Source organism: Methylobacterium sp. D48H (genome assembly GCF_053345715.1).
The window spans coordinates 83,810-102,563 of sequence record NZ_JBKFAP010000002.1 but is presented as its reverse complement, the minus strand read 5'-3'; the positions used below and the strand labels follow the sequence as shown (position 1 = coordinate 102,563).

The following is an 18,754-nucleotide window of genomic DNA, read 5'->3' as shown; positions in this document are numbered from 1 at the left end:
ATTGATCCTTGAAATTAGATTGTGCGCAATCTAAATGGGCTGTGCGGAAGCGAGTCGGCACCTACATGCCGGCGGCATCCCCAAACCGGAGAGTCCCATGCCCGTAGACGTGAAGTACCGCACCACCGCCACGGCCACCGGCGGCCGCGACGGCGCCGCCCGGACTGCCGACGGCAGCTTCGAGGTCAAGCTCTCGACCCCGAAGGAGCTCGGCGGCGCGGGCGGTCCGGGCGCGAACCCGGAGCAGCTCTTCGCGTCCGGCTACTCGGCCTGCTTCCTCGGCGCCATGAAGGCCGTCGCGCCGTCGCTGCAGCTGAAGGTCCCGGCCGAGACCACCGTCACCGCCGACGTCGGCATCGGCCCGCGCTCCGAGGGCGGCTTCGGCATCACCGCCGACCTGACCATCAGCCTCCCGGGCCTGGACCGCGCCGACGCGCAGAAGCTCGTCGACGCCGCCCACCAGGTCTGCCCGTACTCCAACGCGACCCGCGGCAACGTCAACGTTGGCCTGAAGCTGGCCTGATCCCGCCCGGGGCCGGCCCGCGGACGCGTCCGCGGGCCGCTGTGCCGCTTTTGCCCGCGCGCGGCGCGACGGCGGTGCCGATCCCGTCCCAATCTTGGATGCGGACCGAGCGTCCGCGGCCGCTCACCCGTCGGCCCGGGCCCGCATGCAGACCTGGCCCCCCGCGTCGAGGGTCGCGCCCTCGAACGCCGTCCCGGCGACCCGCCCGCAGACCCGAAACACCTGGTTCGCCGTCATCGGCGCGACGCCGCGATACGTGAACGTCCGCGGCACGCGTCCGAGGAGCGTCGCGGCGAGGTTCATCAGCAGCGTCGCCTGCATCGGGCCGTGCACGACGAGGTCGGCGTAGCCTTCCACCCGCGTCGCGTAGGGCTGGTCGTAGTGGAAGCGGTGGCCGTTGAAGGTCATCGCCGAGTAGCGGAACAGCAGCGTCGGGGTCGCCGGCACCTCCCAGATCACCGCGTAGGATTCGGAACCGTCGCGCTCGGGCGCGGCGCCGGTTCCCGTCTGCGCGCCCGCCGCCTCGCGGTAGACGATATCCTGCCGCTCGCGGATCGTGACGCCCCGTTCTGTCGAGACCGTGTGGTCGACGGTGACGAAGCACAGGCTCCCGCTCCGCCCGCTCTTGAAGGCGACGTCCCGCACGGTCTCGGTGCGCGTGACCGTGTCCCCCGCGCGCAGGTCGGAGAGCGTCTCGATCTCGCCCCCCGCCCACATCCGCCGGGGCAGCGGCACCGGGGGCAGGAAGCCGCCCTTGGCGGCGTGGCCGTCGGGCCCGAGGGAGTCGGCCGGCGGCGTCTCCGGCGCGAGGCACCAGTGCAGGGCCGGCGGCGCGATCCCGTCGGCGACCGGCGCCAGGTGCGGCGCGAAGGTCGCGCGGAACTCGGCGAGGAGGCGCGGGGTGACGAGGTCGGACGCCGCCCGCGTCCGGCCGATCCAGGCGCTGAGATCGGTCATGTCAGTACGAGCGCGGCAGGCCGAGCACGTGCTCGGACAGGTAGGCGAGGATCAGGTTCGTGGAGATCGGCGCGACCTGATAGAGGCGCGTCTCGCGGAACTTGCGCTCCACGTCGTACTCCTCGGCGAATCCGAAGCCGCCATGGGTCTGGATGCAGGCGTTGGCGGCCTCGAAGGAGGCGTCGGCGGCGAGCATCTTGGCCATGTTGGCCTCGGCCCCGGGATTGGCCCCGCCCTCGTAGAGGGTCAGCGCCTCGCGGACCATCAGCTCGGCCGCGCGCATGTTGGCGTAGGCCTTCGCGATGGGGAACTGCACGCCCTGGTTGGCACCGATCGGCCGCCCGAAGACGGAGCGCTCGCCGGCATAGGCCCGGGCCCTGTCGATGAACCACTTGGCGTCGCCGACGCACTCGGCGGCGATCAGGATCCGCTCCGCGTTCATGCCGGACAGGATGTAGCGGAAGCCCCTGCCCTCCTCGCCGATGAGGTTCTGCGCCGGAACGCGGAGATTGTCGAAGAACACCTCCGTGGTGGCGTGGTTCATCATCGTGCGGATCGGCCGGATCGTCAGGCCGTTGCCCTTGGCCGCGCGCATGTCGACGAGCAGCACCGACAGCCCGTCCGTGCGCTTCATGCCCTCGGCCCTCGGCGTGGTGCGGGCGAGGAGCAGCATCAGGTCCGAGTGCTCGGCGCGGCTGGTCCAGATCTTCTGGCCGTTGACGACGTATTGATCGCCCTCCAGGCGGGCCGTCGTCTTCAGGCTGCCGGTATCGGTGCCGGAGGTGGGCTCGGTCACGCCGAAGGCCTGGAGCCGCAGGCGCCCCTCCGCGATGACCGGCAGGTACTCGGCCTTCTGCGCCTCCGAGCCGTGCCGCAGCAGCGTGCCCATCGTGTACATCTGCGCGTGGCAGGCGCCGCCGTTGCAGCCCGCCCGCTGCACCTCCTCGAGGATCGCGGCGGCCGCCGAGAGCGGCAGGCCGGCGCCGCCGTACGCCTCGGGGATCAGCACCGACAGGTAGCCGCTCTCGGTCAGCGCGTTCACGAATTCGGTCGGGTAGGCCATCTCCCGGTCGAGGGCCCGCCAGTACGGTCCCGGGAAGCCGGCGCAGAGCTTGGCGACCGCCTCGCGGATCTCGGTATAGGCTTCCATCGGGGGCTCCTCAGGCCGTGCGGCCGCCGTCGACGGGGAGATCGACGCCGGTGATGAACGCCGCCTCGTCGGAGGCGAGGAACAGGGCGGCGGCGGCGATGTCGCTCGCCTCCGACAGGCGCCCGAGCGGGATCGTGGCGATGAAGCGGTCGCGGTTCTCGGGCGTGTCGAGGACGCCCATGAAGTGCTCGAGGAGCCCCGTGGCGCCCATCACCGGGCAGAGGGCGTTCACCCGGATCTTCCAGGGCGCCAGCTCCAGGGCCAGCGACTTCGAGGCAAGGCTCGCCGCACCCTTGGAGGCGTTGTACCACGTCAGACCCGGGCGCGGCCGCAGCGCCGCCGTCGAGCTGACGTTGAGGATCGCGCCGCCGCCCGCGTCGCGCATCAGCGGGGCGACTTCCCGGACGTAGTGGAAGATCGACTTCACGTTGACCCGGAAGACCCGGTCGAAATCCTCCTCCGTCACCTCCATCAGCGGCTTGTTGCGGTGGGTGGTGCCGGCATTGTTGACGAGAATGCTCGGCACGCCGAAGCGCTGCCGCGTCTCGGCGACGCTGGCGGCGACGTCGGCGGCCAGACCGACATCGGCGGCGATCGCGATGGCGTTGTCGCCGATCGCCGCCGCGACGCGCCCGGCCGCCGCGCCGTCGATGTCGACGCAGGCCACCCTGGCGCCCTCCGCGGCGAAGCGCTGGGCGATCCCCGCCCCGAAGCCGCTGCCGGCCCCCGTCACGAGCGCGATCTTGCCGTTCAGTCTCATCGTCTCCTCCCGCCCACGCCGATGTGCTGTCAGATCACTGTCCTCGAGCGCGGAGCGCGAATTCCTCGCGGATCCGCGCCCCGTGCTCGTCGATCGCGGGGACCGGCCCGAGGGCGCGGACCGCGCCGTCGATCAGCACCGGCGGCGCCACGATTCGGGCCGGCCCCGAAGGCGTCCGGACCTCCGCGCGGATCAGCGCCGGGTGGGTGGCGAGGTCCGCCAGCGTGTTGACGAAACCGTAGGCGGTGCCCGCCGCCTTCAGCCGGGCGGCGGCCGCGTCGCGGCCCAGCCGCACCAGCGCGGCGCCGATGCGCAGATCGACCGCGGCGCGGTTGGCCACCCGGGCGTTGTTGGACGCGAAGCCCTCGGCCCGGGCGAGCTCCGGCTCCCCGAGCACGCCGGCGCAGAAATTCGCCCATTCGCGCTCGTTCTGGATCGAGATCAGCACGAGGCTGCTGTCGGCCGTGGGGAAGGCGCCGTAGGGGCAGATCGACGGGTGCGCGAGGCCGACCCGCTGGGGCGCCTTGCCGGTCCCCTCGAAGTAGAGCAGCGGGACGTTCATCCAGTCGGCGGCGCCGCTGAACAGGCTGACCTCCAGGGCGCAGCCCTGCCCGGTGATCCCGCGGGCGATCAGCGCCTCGAGGACCGCGGCGTGGGCGTCCATCCCGCAGGCGACGTCGCAGACGGAGACGCCGACGCGGCCGGGCCCCGCCGGGTGGCCGGTGATCCCGGCGAGCCCGCTCTCGGCCTGGACCAGCAGGTCGTAAGCCTTCATGTCGCTGTAGGCGTTGCCGGCGCCGTAGCCGGAGATGTCGACGGTGATCAGCCGGGGGTAGCGCGCGCGCAGCTCCGCCGAGCCGAAGCCCGCCCGGGCCGCCGCGCCGGGGGCGAGGTTCTGCACGAACACGTCGGCCTGCGCGAGGATCGCGTGCAGCAGGCTGCCGTCGGCCGGATCCTTGATGTCGGCGACGAGGCTCTCCTTGCCGCGGTTGAGCCAGACGAAGTAGCTCGCCAGCCCGTTGACCGCCGCGTCGTAGCCGCGGGCGAAATCCCCCTCCGGCCGCTCGATCTTGATGACCCGGGCCCCGGCATCGGCGAGCCGCGAGGTGCAGTAGGGCGCGGCGACGGCCTGCTCCAGGGCGAGCACGGTCAGCCCTCGCAGCGGCAGGTTCTGGCTCATCCGCATCCTTCGGCTTCCCGCGGTCTCAGAGGGCCGGTGCCGCATGAACTGGAACGGCGAGAAGCCCCGCCAAGCGGGCCGCGGTGACAGGGCTGCCCGGCCATTGGCTTCGGGACGCCTCTTCCGCGACGCTCAGCGACTCTGCGCGCGGAGCGAAGCGATCCAGGGAAGCGCGACGTCGGCGAGCGCGGCGCATCTGGATCGCTTCGCCGCGCTCGCGAAGACGGCGGTTAGCCTCACTCCGCCGCGCGCAACGCCGGCGGGCCGCGGACCTCCTCCACCGGCTCGGGGTCATCGAGCGCCGCGTCCACCGCCTGCGGCTTGTCGCGGAACGAGAAGCGGTGCGCCAGCCGGTCGAGGTAGATGTAGATCACCGGCGTGGTGAACAGCGTCAGCACCTGGCTGACCGCGAGGCCGCCCACCATGGCGTAGCCCAGCGGCTGCCGGATCTCCGAGCCAGTCCCGGTGGCGACCATCAGCGGGATGCCGCCGAGCAGGGCCGCCATCGTGGTCATGAGGATCGGCCGGAAGCGCAGCAGCGCGGCCTTCCGGATCGCGACCTCGGGCGAGAGACCCTCCTCCCGCTCGGCGACGATGGCGAAGTCGACCAGCATGATGCCGTTCTTCTTCACGATGCCGATTAGGAGGATGATGCCGATCAGCGCGATCAGGCTGAAGTCGAACCCCGCCCACATCAGCACCGCCAGGGCGCCGACACCGGCCGAGGGCAGCGTCGACAGGATGGTGATCGGGTGGATGAAGCTCTCGTAGAGGATGCCGAGGATTAGGTAGACCACGAACAGGGCCGCCAGGATCAGCAGCGGCACCGTCGAGAGCGATTGCTGGAAGGCCTGGGCGGTGCCCTGGAAGCCGCTCACCACGGTCGGTGGGACCTGCAGCTCCCGCATCGCCCGGCCGATCGCCTCCGTGGCCTGCCCGAGGGCGACGTCGGGAGCGAGGTTGAAGCTGATCGTCACCGCCGGGAACTGCCCCTGGTGGTTCACGGCCAGCGGCGCCACCGGAACCGTCGTCCAGCGGGCGAAGGCCGCCAGCGGCACCTGCCCGCCGCCGATCGGCGCCTTGATGTAGATCTTGTCGAGGCTCTCGACGCTGCCCTGCAGCGCCAACAGAACCTCCAGGACGACGTGGTAGCTGTTGAGCTGCGTGAAGTACTGCGCGATCTGGCGCTGGCCGAACGCGTCGTAGAGCGTGTCGTCGATGAGCTGGGGCGTGATGCCGTAGCGCGAGGCGGCGTCGCGGTCGATCGACAGCGTCAGCGTCGTGCCGCGGGTCTGCTGGTCGGTGGCGACGTCGCGCAGCTCCGGCAGCGTCTTCATCTTGTCGAGGATGCGCGGCGCCCAGGTGTTCAGCTCGGCGAGGTCCGGGTCCTGGAGGGTGTACTCGAACTGCGTCCGCGAGGTGCGGCCGCCGGTGCGCACGTCCTGGGTCGCCTGGATGAAGGTCCGGATGCCCTCGACGCGCTCCAGCTTGGGGCGCAGCCGGCCGATCACCTGGAAGGCGTTGACGTCGCGCTCGTCGCGGGGCTTGAGCGTGATGTACATGCGCCCGGAATTGAGCGCCTGGCCGTTGCCGCCGAGCGACATGCCGACGGTGGCGACCGCGGGATCGGCCTGGACGATCGCGCCGACCTTCTCCTGCAGCGCCTTCATCGCCGAGAAGGAGATGTCCTGCGACGCCTCGGTGACGCCGATCATAAAACCGGTGTCCTGCTGCGGGAAGAAGCCCTTCGGGATGGCGACGAACAGGTAGCCGGTCAGCGCCAGCGTGGCGAAGAAGACCAGCAGCGTGACGCGGCGGAAGCGCAGCGCGACGTCGAGGGCGTCGGCGTAGACCGCGAGCAGCCAGTCGAAGGCGGCCTCGCTCATGCGGTAGAGGCGGCCGTGGCGCTCGGCGTCGTGGGATTTCAGCAGCCGCGAGGCCATCATCGGGGTCAGCGTCAGAGACACGAAGGCCGAGACCGCGATGGTCATCGACAGCACCACGGCGAACTCGCGGAACAGCCTTCCGATGATGCCGCCCATCAGCAGGAGCGGGATCAGCACGGCGATCAGCGACACCGAGATCGACACGATGGTGAAACCGATCTCGCCCGCGCCCTTGAAGGCGGCCTCCATGGGCCGCATTCCCTCCTCGACGTAGCGGCTGATGTTCTCCAGCACGACGATGGCGTCGTCGACCACGAAGCCGACCGAGATGGTGAGCGCCATCAGCGAGAGGTTGTCGAGGGTGTAGCCCGCCATCCACATCAGCGCGCAGGCGCCGAGCAGCGCGAGCGGCACGGTCACGCTCGGGATCACGGTCGCCCAGAAGCTGCGCAGGAAGACGAAGATCACCCCGACGACCAGCGCGATCGTCAGCAGGAGGGTGAACTGCACGTCCTCGACCGAGGCGCGGATGGTCTGCGTGCGGTCGCTCAGGATGCCGACCTTGATGGCGGCCGGCAGTGTGGCGGTCAGGCGGGGCAGCTGGGCCTTGATGCTGTCGACCGTGTCGATGACGTTGGCGCCGGGCTGCTTGAACACGACCAGGAAGATGCCGCGCTTGCCGTTGGTCCAGCCGGCCTGCTTGGTGTCCTCGGGGCCGGCGACCGCCTGTCCGATGTCGCGGACGCGCAGCGGCGCGCCGTCGCGATACGCGACGATGACGTCGTTCCAGTTGTGGGCCGCGGTGAGCTGGTCGTTGGCGTAGATGGTGTAGCTGTGGCTGCCGCCGTCGATGCTGCCCTTCGGGTTGTTGACCGTGGTGAGGGTGAGCTGCGCGCGCACGTCCTCCAGCGACAGGCCCTTGGCCACGAGCTTGGCCGGGTCGATCTGGATCCGCACGGCGGGCTTCTGCTGGCCGCCGATGAAGACCTGCGCGACGCCCGAGATCTGGCTGATCCGCTGGGCGAGCTGGACGTCGACCGCGTCGTCGACGTCGATCAGCGGCATGCTGTCGGAGGTGGCCGAGAGCAGCAGGATCGGCGAATCGGCCGGATTGACCTTGCGGTAGGTCGGCGGGGTCGGGAGGTTCTTCGGGAGCTGGCCGCTGGCGGCGTTGATGGCCGCCTGGATGTCGCTCGCGGCGCCGTCGATGTTGCGGTTGAGGTCGAACTGGACCGTGACCGTCGAGATCCCGAGGGAGCTCGTCGAGGTCATCTGCGACACGCCGGGAATCTGCGAGAACTGCCGCTCGAGGGGCTGCGCCACCGACGAGGCCATCGTCTCCGGGCTGGCCCCGGGGAGCTGCGCGGTCACCTGGATGGTCGGGAAATCCACCTGCGGCAGCGGCGCGACGCCGAGCAGCGGGTAGGCCACGATCCCGAGGAACAGGATGCCGACCATGATCAGCGTGGTCGCCACCGGGAACCGGATGAACGGTGCCGAGATGCCGCCCTTCATGGCCGGGCCCCGCGCGGGGACGCGCCCGCCGTGAGGCGTCCCGCGCGCGTCACTGGACCGCCTCCGCCTGCGCGGTGTGGGCCGCGTGCGGATCGGCCACGAGGCTGCCGTCCTGCACCTTGTACTGGCCGGCGACGATCACCCGCTCGCCGGGCCGGAGGTCGCCGCTGAGAACGCGCGTCCGCCCCGAATCCGAGCGGCCCGCCTTCAGCGCGCGCTGATGCGCCCGGCTGGCATCGTCCACCACGAAGGCGAACAGCCCGTCGGGCCCGTGCTGGATCGCGTCGTCCGGCACCGTCGTGGCGACCGCGACCGTGCCGACCCGCATCTTGGTGGAGACCGACAGGCCCGGCCACAGCGCGTGGTTCCTGTTCTCGTAGACGGCCTTGAGGCGGATCGTGCCCGTCGCGGTGTCGACCTGGTTGTTGAACAGGGCCAGCTTGCCGTCGGCGAGCTTGGTCAGCCCGTCCGACGTCCAGGCCTCCACCGGCACGTCACCGGCCTTGAGGGCCGCGGTGATGGCGGGCAGCTGATCCTCCGGGGCCGTGAACACCACGAAGATCGGCTCGACCTGGGTGATCGTCACGATCGGGGTCTGGCCGGCCGCGTTGACGATGTTGCCGATATCGACTTGCCGGAAGCCCGTGACGCCGTCGATGGGCGCGCGGATCGTGGCGTAGCCGAGCTGCGTCGTGGCGTTGTCGATGGCCGCCTGGTCGGACGCCACCTGCGCGGTGAGCTGGGCGACCAGGGCCGTCTGCGTCTCGGTCTGCTGCCGGGAGGCGAAGGCGCCCAGCCCGGTGTAGCGGACGAGGTCCGCCTTCGCGTTGCCGAGGTTGGCCGTGTCCTGCTCCTTCTTGGCCTTCGCCTGATCCAGCGCCGCCTGGTAGGGCCGCGGGTCGATCTGCACGAGCACGTCGCCCTTGCGGACGGTCTGACCCTCGCGGAACGCGACCTGCTGGATCTCGCCGTCGACGCGCGTGCGCACCTGGACGGTGTTGTACGCCTGGACGGTGCCGAGGCCGTTCGACACGAGGGCGAACGGCCCCTGCTCGACCGTGCCGAGGGTGACGGGCACCGGCAGCGGGGCCGCCGCCCGGGACTTCACCGCGGGCTGATTCAGGCGCGTGTAGCCGTAGGCGCCGCCGCCCGCGACGGCGAGCAGCAGGAGGATCAGGCCGGCCGCGCCCGAGCGCTTCTTCGCCGGTTTGGTCGCGGCGCGACGCGCGTCGCCGTGGCGCCGGTCCGTGACCGTCTCGTCCGCGCGAGACTCGTCGCGGTCGTGCACGTCCTCACTCAGCATGCGCCGCTATCCGCCCGTTGATCCGACCGCTTCGCGGGCCGGGATAATTTTGCATTCAATAGCATACAATGGCCGCGCCGGACATCGCGGCGCTCCCCGGATCGCGGCAATGTTCCGTGAGCGGAAAGCGTGCTACCGCCGCCGAGAGTGGGCCGCGCCGCGGGGCCCGACGCCCCGCGCGGACGACAGGCGCCCGGCGTGCCCGCGCGGGACGGCCGCCGACGCCGCGCCGAGGATGTGAGACCGGGACGCCGCATGGCCTCGACCCTGGAACTGGACGGCCTGAACGAACTGCGCGACGCGCTGATCGAGGAGCGGCAGGTCATCGTCGCGTCGGTGCGCAAGCTGCGCGACGCGCGGCGGCAGAAGGGCACCTTCGTGCTGGGCGACGGCGCGGATGCCGGGCCGCGGCTGGTCGCCGTGCAGGAGCAGATCGTCGTGGTCGAATCCATCATCGCCGCGCTGAAGCGATCCCGGGCCTGAGGTGCTCGCGGTCCGATCGGACGCACCCGTGCGGCGCCCGGGCCCTGGCCGATACCGGTCGGGATTGTCACAGTTCGGTGTCCGAGATGTTTCTGAGGCTCGCGGCGTGTGCGGCCCCGTGCGGACACTGTTCGAGACGGCGGGCTGCGTGGCCGGTCGCGTATTTATCGATTATCGTCAATAGATTATTGAATTCATGTCCCGGCAGGCGGCGGAACAGCGGCTCCGGATGCAATTCGGTCCAGCCGGATCATCGTCCCGGTCGATCGACCGCCGTCAGCCTCCCCATCCTCGCCGATCTACGATCCGGTGTTCGGTTTGCCGGCGATGGATTGCGCCGCGCGTGACGATCCCGTCGGCTTGTACAGGATCTGCTCAACTTTCGGGCTGGACGATCGCGATCCTGTCCTGTTAGCGGACCGCACCTCAAGGCGCGGAACCTCGAACATGGACGCCTTCGATCACGCCAATATCGCGCGCGATGCCGACGAAACCGTCGATTCGCCTGTCGCGGATGAGCTCGTCGTGCTCTGGCGGGCGCTCGCCGCGGACCGGCGCGCCCAGGACGAGCGGACCGCGCGCCTGCGCGCCATGCGCCTCATCGGCGGCGAGGACGGCGCCGACTGATCACGCGGTCTCCGGCGCGCCGCCCGGCAGCCGGCTCGCCAGCACGAAGCCGACCGCCATCGCCATGGCCTCGGCCTGCGCGATCAGCGTCGGCTCGCCGGCCTCGCGCGCCGCCTGCAGCAGCTCGATCGCGTGCCGGCCGAGGCGCAGGTCCACATCGTCGTCGCCGGCCGGGACCCCCTCCGGAATCCCGTGATTCTGGCTTCGGTCAGTCATTGGCGTGCGTGGGTCTCGAAGCTGTGGGCAGGGGCCTGAAAGGCGCCGAGGCCGCGATCCAGGATTGCGTGTCGGTGACGTCGCCGAACACCCGCATCACCGCGCTCACCGACCGGTGGATCTCGTCGGCGGAGATGCCGTCGAGGTCGTGGCTCGCGGAGGCGTCGGACAGGAAGGTCACGTCCTGGCCGCGGTGGAAGCCGTCGACCGCCGTCGCGAGGCAGGACGACTCGCCGGCGAAGCCCGCGATGACGAGCGGCGGCGATCCCCGCTCCATCGCGTCCGCGAAGGCGGGGCTGGCGTAGCAGGACGGGCGGTCCCGGTCGAAGATCATGTCGCAGCCGTGCGGCTCGAACCCCTCGATCCAGCGGACGAAGCGGCTGCCCGCCTGGAACAGCGGCGCGCCGATCCAGCGGACGTAGACGACCTGCATGCCGCTCGCGCGGGCATGCGCGAGGGCGCGCCGGCAGTTGGAGAGCGCGGGCTCGATCCCCGCCAGGGCGAGCGGGCGGCCCGCGATCTCGTATTCCTGCTGCATGTCCACCAGCACCAGGGCGGGGACGCTGCGCGGCCGGCGATACAGCGCCGGGTTGATCGGCCGGTTCATCGCGCGGCCACCGCCCGGTCGACGGACGGGCGGGTCACGGCGCGGCTCCGCGAGCGGTCGAGGGCGCCCGCCCGGTGCCAGCGCCCCTCCGGCCGGATGATGACGTAGGGGTCAGCGCCGAGGCCGATCGCCTGCGGGTGCGGCTCCGCCTCCATCAGCATCTCGACGTAGTCGAAATCCGAGAAGACCAGCTCCTGCGCGCCCTCGAAGACGCGGAAGCCGAAGCGGCTCCAGAAGCCGACGAGGCGCTTCTGGGCGTGGCCGTAGAGCCGCCGGTAGCCCTTGACCCGGGCCAGCTCGATCCCGGCGCGGACCAGCGCGAAGGACAGGCGCGTGTTGCGGAACTCCGCTCGAACCGCGAGGCGCTCGATCTTGGCGAAATCCGCGAAGAACCGGATGCGCAGGCAGCCCGCCGGCTCGTCGCCGACGTAGCCGATCAGGTGCGTCGCCGAGAGGTCGTTGCCGTCGAACTCCTCCTCGTACGGGCAGGCCTGCTCCGCCATGTAGACGGCGGCGCGCAGGGCGATCACGCGCGACAGGTCCTCCATGTTCCGCGCGACCGCGACGCTGATGCCGGTCCCGCCGGACCGGTGGGTGTCGTACGGGGGCGCCGGCTCCGCCTTCGGCGCGCGGGCGAAATGGTACAGGGCACCGCGGGCGGAGGTCTGCGCGGTGAAGCCGAGGGTGGTCAGCAGGTCGGCCCCCTCGGGGGTGGCCGCGCGGGCGTAGAAGTCGACGCCCCGGTAGGTCGGGCTCGACAGACGGTCGAAGACGAGGCCGACGCCGCCGGAGAGGCGCCGCCGCGCGTAGACGGCCCAGACGTAGATGCCCGCCGGGCGCTCGTGCTGGCCGGCCAGCAGCGCGGCGGGCGGATCAAACGCGTCGAGCGTCCCGGCCTTGAGCGCCGCCAGGCCGTCGGCGTTCAGCATCAGGCAGGCCACGAACCCCTCGCCCCGCGGATCCGCGGCGTCGAACCGGTGGCGCTGGGCGATCGCCAGGACGCTGTCGGGATTGAGCGACATCACCCGCTGGACGGTGCGCAGGGGCGCGAGATCGGGCAGATCCGCGCGCGCCGCCGCGATCAGCCGCGCCAGATCGTCCGGGGTCGGCGTGAAGATGACGAGGTGCCGGGCAATTCGGCCGACCTCGAGCGCATTCAGCGCGTGCCGCGGCTCGGGAGAGACTAGCGCTGTACCGAGTTGATCGGCGTCCTTGGCCACGAACTGCGCGCTAGCAATGTGCACCGTCATCGGATGACCTGTCATTCGGGTACGGATTGACGGTTAAGCACTTCGCATCTAGCGCTCTGGCTGTATGTGCAAAATTTGAAACAGGGGTGTTCCGTCGATGGAACAGGCGGAGGCGATCCGGGACCCGATGCCCGACTGGCAGAGCATCCGGGTCTTCCTGGCGCTCCAGCGGTCCGGCAGCTTCCGCTCGGCGGCCACGAAGCTCGGCCTGTCGGTGAACTCGGTGCGGCGCCGGATCGACGATCTCGAGGCGCTGATCGGCGCGCCGCTGCTGACCCGCCACGTCGACGGCATCCGCCTGACCGCCGAGGGCCACGCGATCCTCGAGGCCGCCGGCCGCATGGAGGCGGCCGCCTTCAGCCTCGTGCGCACCGGCGAGGGCGCGCCCTTCGCCGAGACCGGCGAGGTGCGGATCGCCGTGACGGAGGGGCTGGGGGCGTTCTGGCTCGCGCCGCGGCTCGTCGAGTTCCAGCGCGCCAACCCGCGCCTGACCGTCGACCTGCGCTGCGCGATGGAATCCGCCGACGTCCTGCGGCTAGAGGCCGACGTCGCGATCCAGCTGACGCGGCCGACCAGCCCGGACCTGCGCATCGTCAAGCTCGGCCGGATCCACATGGTGCCCTACGCCGCGCGGAGCTACGAGGAGACCTACGGGCTCCCGGCGCGCCCCGAGGACCTCGAGCGCCACCGGATCGTGGTGCAGGACGGCGGCCAGACCGTCGCCCTCGAGGATTACGTGCGCACGGTGCCGGGCTTCCCCGCGAAGGTCCCGATCACCCTGAAGATCAACGTCAGCAGCGCGTATTACTGGGCCATCGCCAAGGGGGCCGGGATCGGCCTGCTGCCGACCTATGCCAGCGCGATCGGCGCGCAGGTCGTCCCTGTGGACAATCTCGGCCGCTTCAGCGTCGATATCTGGCTGACCTATCACCCGGACGCCGAGCGGATCACCCGCGTGCGGCGGACGATCGACTGGCTGCGGGCCTCCTTCGATCCGAAGCGCTATCCCTGGTTCCGGGACGAGTTCATCCACCCCCGCGACCTGCCGGGTGCCGTGAAAGGCGCCCCCCTGCCCGACCTGTTCGCCGGCTTCATCGCCATGACGCCGTGACGCCTCCGTGATTCCGGCGGGCCGCGACGGCCGCTGGTCCGGGTCCTGCAACGGCCGACGCCCGCCCTTGACCGCGCCGCGCGCATGATCCTTGCTCCGGCCGCCGCGACGACGAGGTTGCCCGTGCTGCTGACGCCCCGTGAGAAGGACAAGTTGCTCATCGCCATGGCGGCGCAGGTGGCGCGCAACCGCCTCGCCCGCGGCGTGAAGCTCAACCATCCGGAATCGGTGGCGTTGATCACCGACTTCGTGGTCGAGGGCGCGCGGGACGGCCGCACCGTGGCCGACCTGATGCAGGCCGGCGCCACCGTGCTGAACGCCGATCAGGTCATGGAGGGCGTGCCCGAGATGATCCACGACATCCAGGTGGAGGCGACCTTCCCGGACGGCACGAAGCTCGTCACCGTGCATCACCCGATCCGCGGTGCGGCCTCGTCCGACATCCCCGGCGCGGTGACGACGCTGCCCGGCGAGATCGTGTTCAACCTCGGCGCCGAGCGGACCGTGATCGAGGTCGCCAATGTCGGGGACCGGCCGATCCAGGTCGGCTCGCACTATCACTTCTTCGAGGTCAATCCGGGCCTCGTGTTCCCGCGGGAGCAGGCCCGCGGCAAGCGCCTCGACATCGCGCCGGGCACCGCCGTGCGGTTCGAGCCGGGATCGACGCGGGAAGTGGCGCTGGTGCCGCTCTCCGGCGGGCGCACCGTCTACGGGTTCCGCGGCGACGTGATGGGCAAGCTCTGACCATGGCCAACACGCCCAAGCCCGCCAGCCTGCCGCGCTCGGCCTATGCCGACATGTTCGGCCCGACCGTCGGCGACCGCATCAGGCTCGCGGACACGAGCCTGGAGATCACGGTCGAGCGCGACTTCACCACCTACGGAGAGGAGGTGAAGTTCGGCGGCGGCAAGGTCATCCGCGACGGCATGGGCCAGAGCCAGGCCACGAACGCCGACGGCGCCGTCGACACGGTGATCACCAACGCGGTGGTCCTCGACCACTGGGGCATCGTGAAGTGCGATGTCGGCATCGTGCGCGGCCGGATCTTCCGGCTCGGCAAGGCCGGCAATCCGGACGTGCAGCCCGGGGTCGACATCGTGGTCGGGCCGGGCACCGAGGTCATCGCCGGCGAGGGCAAGATCCTGACGGCGGGCGGCTTCGACAGCCACATCCACTTCATCTGCCCGCAGCAGATCGAGGAGGCACTCTGCTCGGGGGTCACCACGATGCTCGGCGGCGGCACCGGCCCGGCGCACGGCACCTTCGCCACCACCTGCACGCCGGGCCCCTGGCACATCGCCCGGATGATCGAGGCGGCGGATTCCTTCCCGATGAACCTCGCCTTCGCCGGGAAGGGCAACGCGTCCCGTCCGGAGAGCCTAGTCGAGATGGTGCGGGCGGGTGCCTGCGCGCTGAAGCTGCACGAGGACTGGGGCACCACGCCCGCGGCGATCGATACCTGCCTGTCGGTGGCGGACGCCCACGACATCCAGGTCATGATCCACACCGACACGCTCAACGAATCGGGCTTCGTCGAGGACACGATCGCGGCCTTCAAGGGCCGGACCATCCACGCCTTCCACACCGAGGGCGCGGGCGGCGGCCACGCGCCGGACATCATCAAGGTGGCCGGGCTGCCGAACGTGCTGCCGTCGTCCACCAACCCGACGCGGCCCTACACGTGGAACACGATCGACGAGCATCTCGACATGCTCATGGTGTGCCACCACCTCGACCCGTCGATCCCCGAGGATCTCGCCTTCGCGGAGAGCCGCATCCGGCGCGAGACCATCGCGGCCGAGGACATCCTGCACGACATCGGCGCCCTCTCGATGATGTCCTCCGACAGCCAGGCGATGGGCCGGGTCGGCGAGGTCATCATCCGCACGTGGCAGACCGCCGACAAGATGAAGCGCCAGCGGGGCGCCCTGCCGGGCGACGCGTCCGGCACCGACAACCTGCGCGCGCGCCGCTACGTCGCCAAGTACACGATCAACCCGGCCATCTCGCACGGCATCTCCCGGCATATCGGCTCGGTGGAGCCCGGCAAGCTCGCCGACCTCGTGCTGTGGACGCCGGCCTTCTTCGGCGTGAAGCCCGACCTCGTGCTGAAGGGCGGCACCATCGCGGCCGCGCCCATGGGCGACCCGAACGCCTCGATCCCGACGCCGCAGCCGGTGCACTACCGGCCGATGTTCGGCGCCTACGGACGGGTTCCCTTCGCCACCGCCCTCACCTTCGTCTCCCGGGCGGCGGTGGAGGACGGCCTGCGGGAGCGGCTGGGCGTGCAGAAGGAGCTGGTCGCCGTTGAGAACGTCCGCGGCGGCATCTCGAAGAAGAGCATGGTGCTGAATGACGCCACGCCGGTCATCGAGGTCGATCCGGAGACCTACGACGTGCGCGCCGACGGCGAGCTGCTGGTCTGCGAGCCGGCCGAGGTGCTGCCGATGGCGCAGCGCTACTTCCTGTTCTGAGATAGGATGGGCTCGGTGGCAGGAGAGCCGCGATGACGAAGATCGCCCAGCTTCCGGCGAGGGACGACCTCTACACGACCGATCTCTGCCTCTGGACTGAGGAGCAGGCGGCCCTGCTCCGGGCCGGGCGCTGGCCGGATCTGGACCGCGCCAACGTCGCCGAGGAGATCGAGAGCTTGGGCGGATCCCAGAAATCCGAGATCCGGAGCCGTCTCGCCATCCTGCTGCTGCACCTGCTGAAGTGGGAATTCCAGCCGGAGAAGCGGAAGTACGGCTGGCGCGCGACCATCCTCGAGCAGCGCATCCGGATCGATGACCTGATCGACGTGAGCCCCAGCCTCCAGTCCTGGCCGGATGCGGTGCTCGCGAAGGCCTATTCCGTCGCTGTCCTCGGGGCCGCGAGCGAGACGGGCTTGCCCGGATCCGTCTTTCCGAAATCCTGTCCCTACGCGATCGAGCAGATCCGTGAGCTCGGCTTCTATCCGGGCACGCCGGAGACGGACGTTGTCTGACCGCGCCCGAGAACCCCACCCGAACCGTCGACCATGATCCGCGCCACCCGCATCCTCCGCCGCGACGCCCTGTCGGGTGGCGAGATCGTCGACCGCGTCGTCCTCGATCACGGCGACCGCCACCGCCGCCGCGTCGCCATGCGCGGCGCGGGGGGGCTGAGCTTCCTGCTGGACCTTCCGGAGCCGACCGTGCTGGAGGACGGCGACGCCCTCGTCCTCCAGGACGGGCGCCTCGTCTGGGTCGAGGCCGCGCCGGAGCGCCTGCTCGAGATCCGGGCTCCCAGCGATCACGCCCTCAAGCGCCTGATCTGGCACATCGGCAACCGGCACATCGCCGCCGAGATCGGCCCGGACGCGGTCTGGATCGCGCACGACCACGTCCTCGCCGAGATGGTCCGGGGCCTCGGCGGCACCGCCGAGCCGGTGGAGCGCCCGTTTCGGCCGGAGGGCGGCGCCTATTCCGGGGATCTCGGCCACGGCCACGGGCACGACCACCCGCATGGCGGCCACCATCACCACCATGCCGCGGGCTGAAGCCGTGCAGGCGCTGCGCCTGATGGCGTGGCTGTCGCCCGGCTACCCGGTCGGGGCCTACGCCTACTCGCACGGGCTCGAATGGGCGGTCGAGGCGGGCGACGTCCGCGACGAGGCGAGCCTGACCGCGTGGCTCCGGGACGTCTGCGAGCGCGGCGCCCTGCGCAACGACCTGATCCTGGCCGCCCACGCCCACGCGGCGGCGCTGTCCGCGGACGGCGCCGCGCTGGTCGCCGTCAACGACCTCGCCCTGGCCCTGGCGCCGTCGCGCGAGCTGCACCTGGAGACGAGCCAGCAGGGCCGCAGCTTCCTCGACGCGACGCGCGGCGCGTGGCCCTGCGACGCCCTCGACGCCCTGGCGGAACGGCTGCCGGGGCCGGTCGCGTACCCGATCGCGGTCGGCCTCGCGGCCGGCGCGCACGGCATGAATCCGGGGCCAGTGCTCGCCGCCTACGGCCTCGCCTTCCTCCAGAATCTCGTCTCCGCGGCCCTCCGGGCGGCGCCCGTGGGTCAGGCCGCCGGCACGCGGGTCGTTGCCGCCCTCGCGCCGCGCCTCGCCGGGCTCGCCGAGGCGGCCGCCGCGGCGGATCTCGACGCCCTCGGTGCCGCCACCTTCCGCCTGGATCTCGGCTCTTTCCGCCACGAGACCCAGTATTCCCGCATCTTCCGATCCTGAGCCCGCAGCATGACCTCCACGAACGGCCCCCTCCGCGTCGGCATCGGCGGACCTGTCGGTTCCGGCAAGACCGCCCTGATGGAGCAGCTCTGCAAGCGATTCCGCGACCGCTACGAGATCTGCGCCATCACCAACGACATCTACACGAAGGAGGACGCGCGGATCCTCACCGTCGCGGGCGCCCTGCCGGAGGAGCGCATCCTCGGCGTCGAGACCGGGGGGTGCCCGCACACGGCGATCCGGGAGGATGCCTCGATCAATCTGGCCGCCGTCGCCGAGATGAGCCGGCGCTTCCCGAAGCTCGACCTCGTGCTGATCGAATCCGGCGGCGACAACCTCGCGGCGACGTTTTCGCCGGAACTCGCCGACATCACGCTCTACGTGATCGACGTCGCCGGCGGCGAGAAGATCCCCCGCAAGGGCGGTCCGGGCATCACCCGGTCCGACCTGCTGATCGTCAACAAGACGGACCTCGCGCCCCTCGTCGGCGCCGACCTGTCGGTGATGGAATCCGACACGCAGCGGATGCGCGGCACCCGGCCGTACGTGTTCGCGTCCCTGCGCGAGGGCGCGGGCGCGGACGCGGTGGCGCGTTTCGTGGAGGAGGCGGGCGGCCTGGGCCGCTGAGTCGACGCGCCGGTCCGGGCCGCCGGCGCGTCACGTTTCCTAGCGGCCGGCCTCGGCCGAGCGCGCGCGGACCGACGACCTGCTCGGGGTGCCCATGAGCGCGTCCAGGCGGCTCATCCGCGCGTTGAAATCGTTCAGGACGGTCTGGCGCGCCTTGATCGCGGCGCTGGGCTGCGCCTTGGCGGGGGTGTGCCGCGGGCGGGCCTCCGCCTGGACCGCCGGAACGACGAGGAGCGCGGCCAGCGCCGCGATGGTCAGAGTGCGGGTCATCGTGAAAACCTTCGGCGCCCGCCGTGTCGGACGGCGCGACGCTGCGCTGAGGATATGCGCGCCCGGAGCGCGGCCGCGTGCGCGAGCGCACAG

Annotated in this window: 20 protein-coding genes; 10 read left to right on the top strand and 10 right to left on the bottom strand. The window is 71.1% G+C overall.

Annotation, left to right across the window (positions count from 1 at the left end):
• The first annotated feature begins 97 nt into the window (after nt 1-97).
• Entirely contained in the window at nt 98-523 is a 426-nt protein-coding gene (locus ACLBX8_RS06625) for an organic hydroperoxide resistance protein (RefSeq protein WP_020091957.1), read from the top strand.
• A 123-nt stretch (nt 524-646) separates the two neighbouring features.
• Here ACLBX8_RS06625 and ACLBX8_RS06620 read toward each other — a convergent pair whose 3' ends face one another.
• The 6 genes from ACLBX8_RS06620 to ACLBX8_RS06595 form a co-directional block, all read right to left on the bottom strand.
• Nucleotides 647-1,480 (bottom strand): FAS1-like dehydratase domain-containing protein, encoded by an 834-nt coding sequence (locus tag ACLBX8_RS06620; RefSeq protein ID WP_447698719.1) that lies wholly within the window; start codon nt 1,478-1,480, stop codon nt 647-649.
• A gap of 1 nt (nt 1,481) precedes the next feature.
• Entirely contained in the window at nt 1,482-2,630 is a 1,149-nt protein-coding gene (locus ACLBX8_RS06615) for an acyl-CoA dehydrogenase family protein (RefSeq protein WP_447698720.1), read from the bottom strand.
• A 10-nt stretch (nt 2,631-2,640) separates the two neighbouring features.
• Complete coding sequence (locus ACLBX8_RS06610; protein WP_447698721.1) at nt 2,641-3,390, bottom strand: SDR family oxidoreductase; 750 nt, start codon at nt 3,388-3,390, stop codon at nt 2,641-2,643.
• 34 nt (nt 3,391-3,424) lie between these two features.
• A complete protein-coding gene (locus ACLBX8_RS06605) occupies nt 3,425-4,570 on the bottom strand; it encodes a CaiB/BaiF CoA transferase family protein (protein WP_447698722.1) in 1,146 nt (381 codons plus the stop codon).
• Between the two features lie 236 nt (nt 4,571-4,806).
• Nucleotides 4,807-7,971: an efflux RND transporter permease subunit gene (locus ACLBX8_RS06600; protein ID WP_447698723.1), complete on the bottom strand. Its 3,165-nt coding sequence runs from the start codon at nt 7,969-7,971 to the stop codon at nt 4,807-4,809.
• Between the two features lie 49 nt (nt 7,972-8,020).
• Entirely contained in the window at nt 8,021-9,274 is a 1,254-nt protein-coding gene (locus ACLBX8_RS06595) for an efflux RND transporter periplasmic adaptor subunit (protein WP_447698724.1), read from the bottom strand.
• A 255-nt stretch (nt 9,275-9,529) separates the two neighbouring features.
• Here ACLBX8_RS06595 and ACLBX8_RS06590 point away from each other — a divergent pair, with 255 nt between their 5' ends.
• Both ACLBX8_RS06590 and ACLBX8_RS06585 read left to right on the top strand, forming a co-directional pair.
• Nucleotides 9,530-9,757 (top strand): HOOK family protein, encoded by a 228-nt coding sequence (locus ACLBX8_RS06590; RefSeq protein ID WP_447698725.1) that lies wholly within the window; start codon nt 9,530-9,532, stop codon nt 9,755-9,757.
• A 447-nt stretch (nt 9,758-10,204) separates the two neighbouring features.
• The gene (locus tag ACLBX8_RS06585) at nt 10,205-10,384 is read left to right on the top strand and encodes a hypothetical protein (RefSeq protein ID WP_091926624.1); all 180 of its coding nucleotides are present in this window, start codon (nt 10,205-10,207) and stop codon (nt 10,382-10,384) included.
• Here ACLBX8_RS06585 and ACLBX8_RS06580 read toward each other — a convergent pair whose 3' ends face one another.
• From ACLBX8_RS06580 to ACLBX8_RS06570, 3 genes are read right to left on the bottom strand one after another with little or no spacing between them, the layout of a single operon-like run.
• Nucleotides 10,385-10,600: a hypothetical protein gene (locus ACLBX8_RS06580; RefSeq protein WP_447698726.1), complete on the bottom strand. Its 216-nt coding sequence runs from the start codon at nt 10,598-10,600 to the stop codon at nt 10,385-10,387.
• The gene (locus tag ACLBX8_RS06575) at nt 10,593-11,207 is read right to left on the bottom strand and encodes a cysteine hydrolase family protein (protein ID WP_020091947.1); all 615 of its coding nucleotides are present in this window, start codon (nt 11,205-11,207) and stop codon (nt 10,593-10,595) included. The genes ACLBX8_RS06580 and ACLBX8_RS06575 overlap by 8 nt, the downstream gene beginning before the upstream one ends.
• Nucleotides 11,204-12,457, bottom strand: a complete 1,254-nt coding sequence (locus ACLBX8_RS06570) for a GNAT family N-acetyltransferase (protein ID WP_447698727.1) — start codon at nt 12,455-12,457, stop codon at nt 11,204-11,206. The genes ACLBX8_RS06575 and ACLBX8_RS06570 overlap by 4 nt, the downstream gene beginning before the upstream one ends.
• A 97-nt stretch (nt 12,458-12,554) precedes the next feature.
• Here ACLBX8_RS06570 and ACLBX8_RS06565 point away from each other — a divergent pair, with 97 nt between their 5' ends.
• The 7 genes from ACLBX8_RS06565 (at nt 12,555) to ureG (ending at nt 18,391) form a co-directional block, all read left to right on the top strand.
• A complete protein-coding gene (locus ACLBX8_RS06565) occupies nt 12,555-13,568 on the top strand; it encodes a LysR family transcriptional regulator (RefSeq protein ID WP_056528549.1) in 1,014 nt (337 codons plus the stop codon).
• Between the two features lie 123 nt (nt 13,569-13,691).
• Nucleotides 13,692-14,312: an urease subunit gamma gene (locus ACLBX8_RS06560; RefSeq protein ID WP_447698728.1), complete on the top strand. Its 621-nt coding sequence runs from the start codon at nt 13,692-13,694 to the stop codon at nt 14,310-14,312.
• 2 nt (nt 14,313-14,314) lie between these two features.
• A complete protein-coding gene (gene ureC, locus ACLBX8_RS06555) occupies nt 14,315-16,042 on the top strand; it encodes an urease subunit alpha (RefSeq protein ID WP_447698729.1) in 1,728 nt (575 codons plus the stop codon).
• A 32-nt stretch (nt 16,043-16,074) separates the two neighbouring features.
• Nucleotides 16,075-16,554 carry a DUF29 domain-containing protein gene (locus ACLBX8_RS06550; protein WP_091926618.1) on the top strand — a complete coding sequence of 160 codons (480 nt, stop codon included), beginning with the start codon at nt 16,075-16,077 and terminating at the stop codon, nt 16,552-16,554.
• Nucleotides 16,555-16,587: 33 nt separating this feature from the next.
• Nucleotides 16,588-17,088: an urease accessory protein UreE gene (locus ACLBX8_RS06545; protein ID WP_447681316.1), complete on the top strand. Its 501-nt coding sequence runs from the start codon at nt 16,588-16,590 to the stop codon at nt 17,086-17,088.
• On the top strand, nt 17,054-17,764 hold the full coding sequence (locus ACLBX8_RS06540) for an urease accessory protein UreF (RefSeq protein WP_447698730.1): 711 nt from the start codon (nt 17,054-17,056) through the stop codon (nt 17,762-17,764). The genes ACLBX8_RS06545 and ACLBX8_RS06540 overlap by 35 nt, the downstream gene beginning before the upstream one ends.
• 9 nt (nt 17,765-17,773) lie before the next feature.
• Nucleotides 17,774-18,391 (top strand): urease accessory protein UreG, encoded by a 618-nt coding sequence (gene ureG, locus ACLBX8_RS06535; RefSeq protein ID WP_020091939.1) that lies wholly within the window; start codon nt 17,774-17,776, stop codon nt 18,389-18,391.
• Nucleotides 18,392-18,430: 39 nt separating this feature from the next.
• On the opposite strand, the gene ACLBX8_RS06530 is transcribed toward ureG, so the two are convergent.
• A complete protein-coding gene (locus ACLBX8_RS06530) occupies nt 18,431-18,661 on the bottom strand; it encodes a hypothetical protein (protein WP_447698731.1) in 231 nt (76 codons plus the stop codon).
• Between the last annotated feature and the right edge of the window lie 93 nt (nt 18,662-18,754).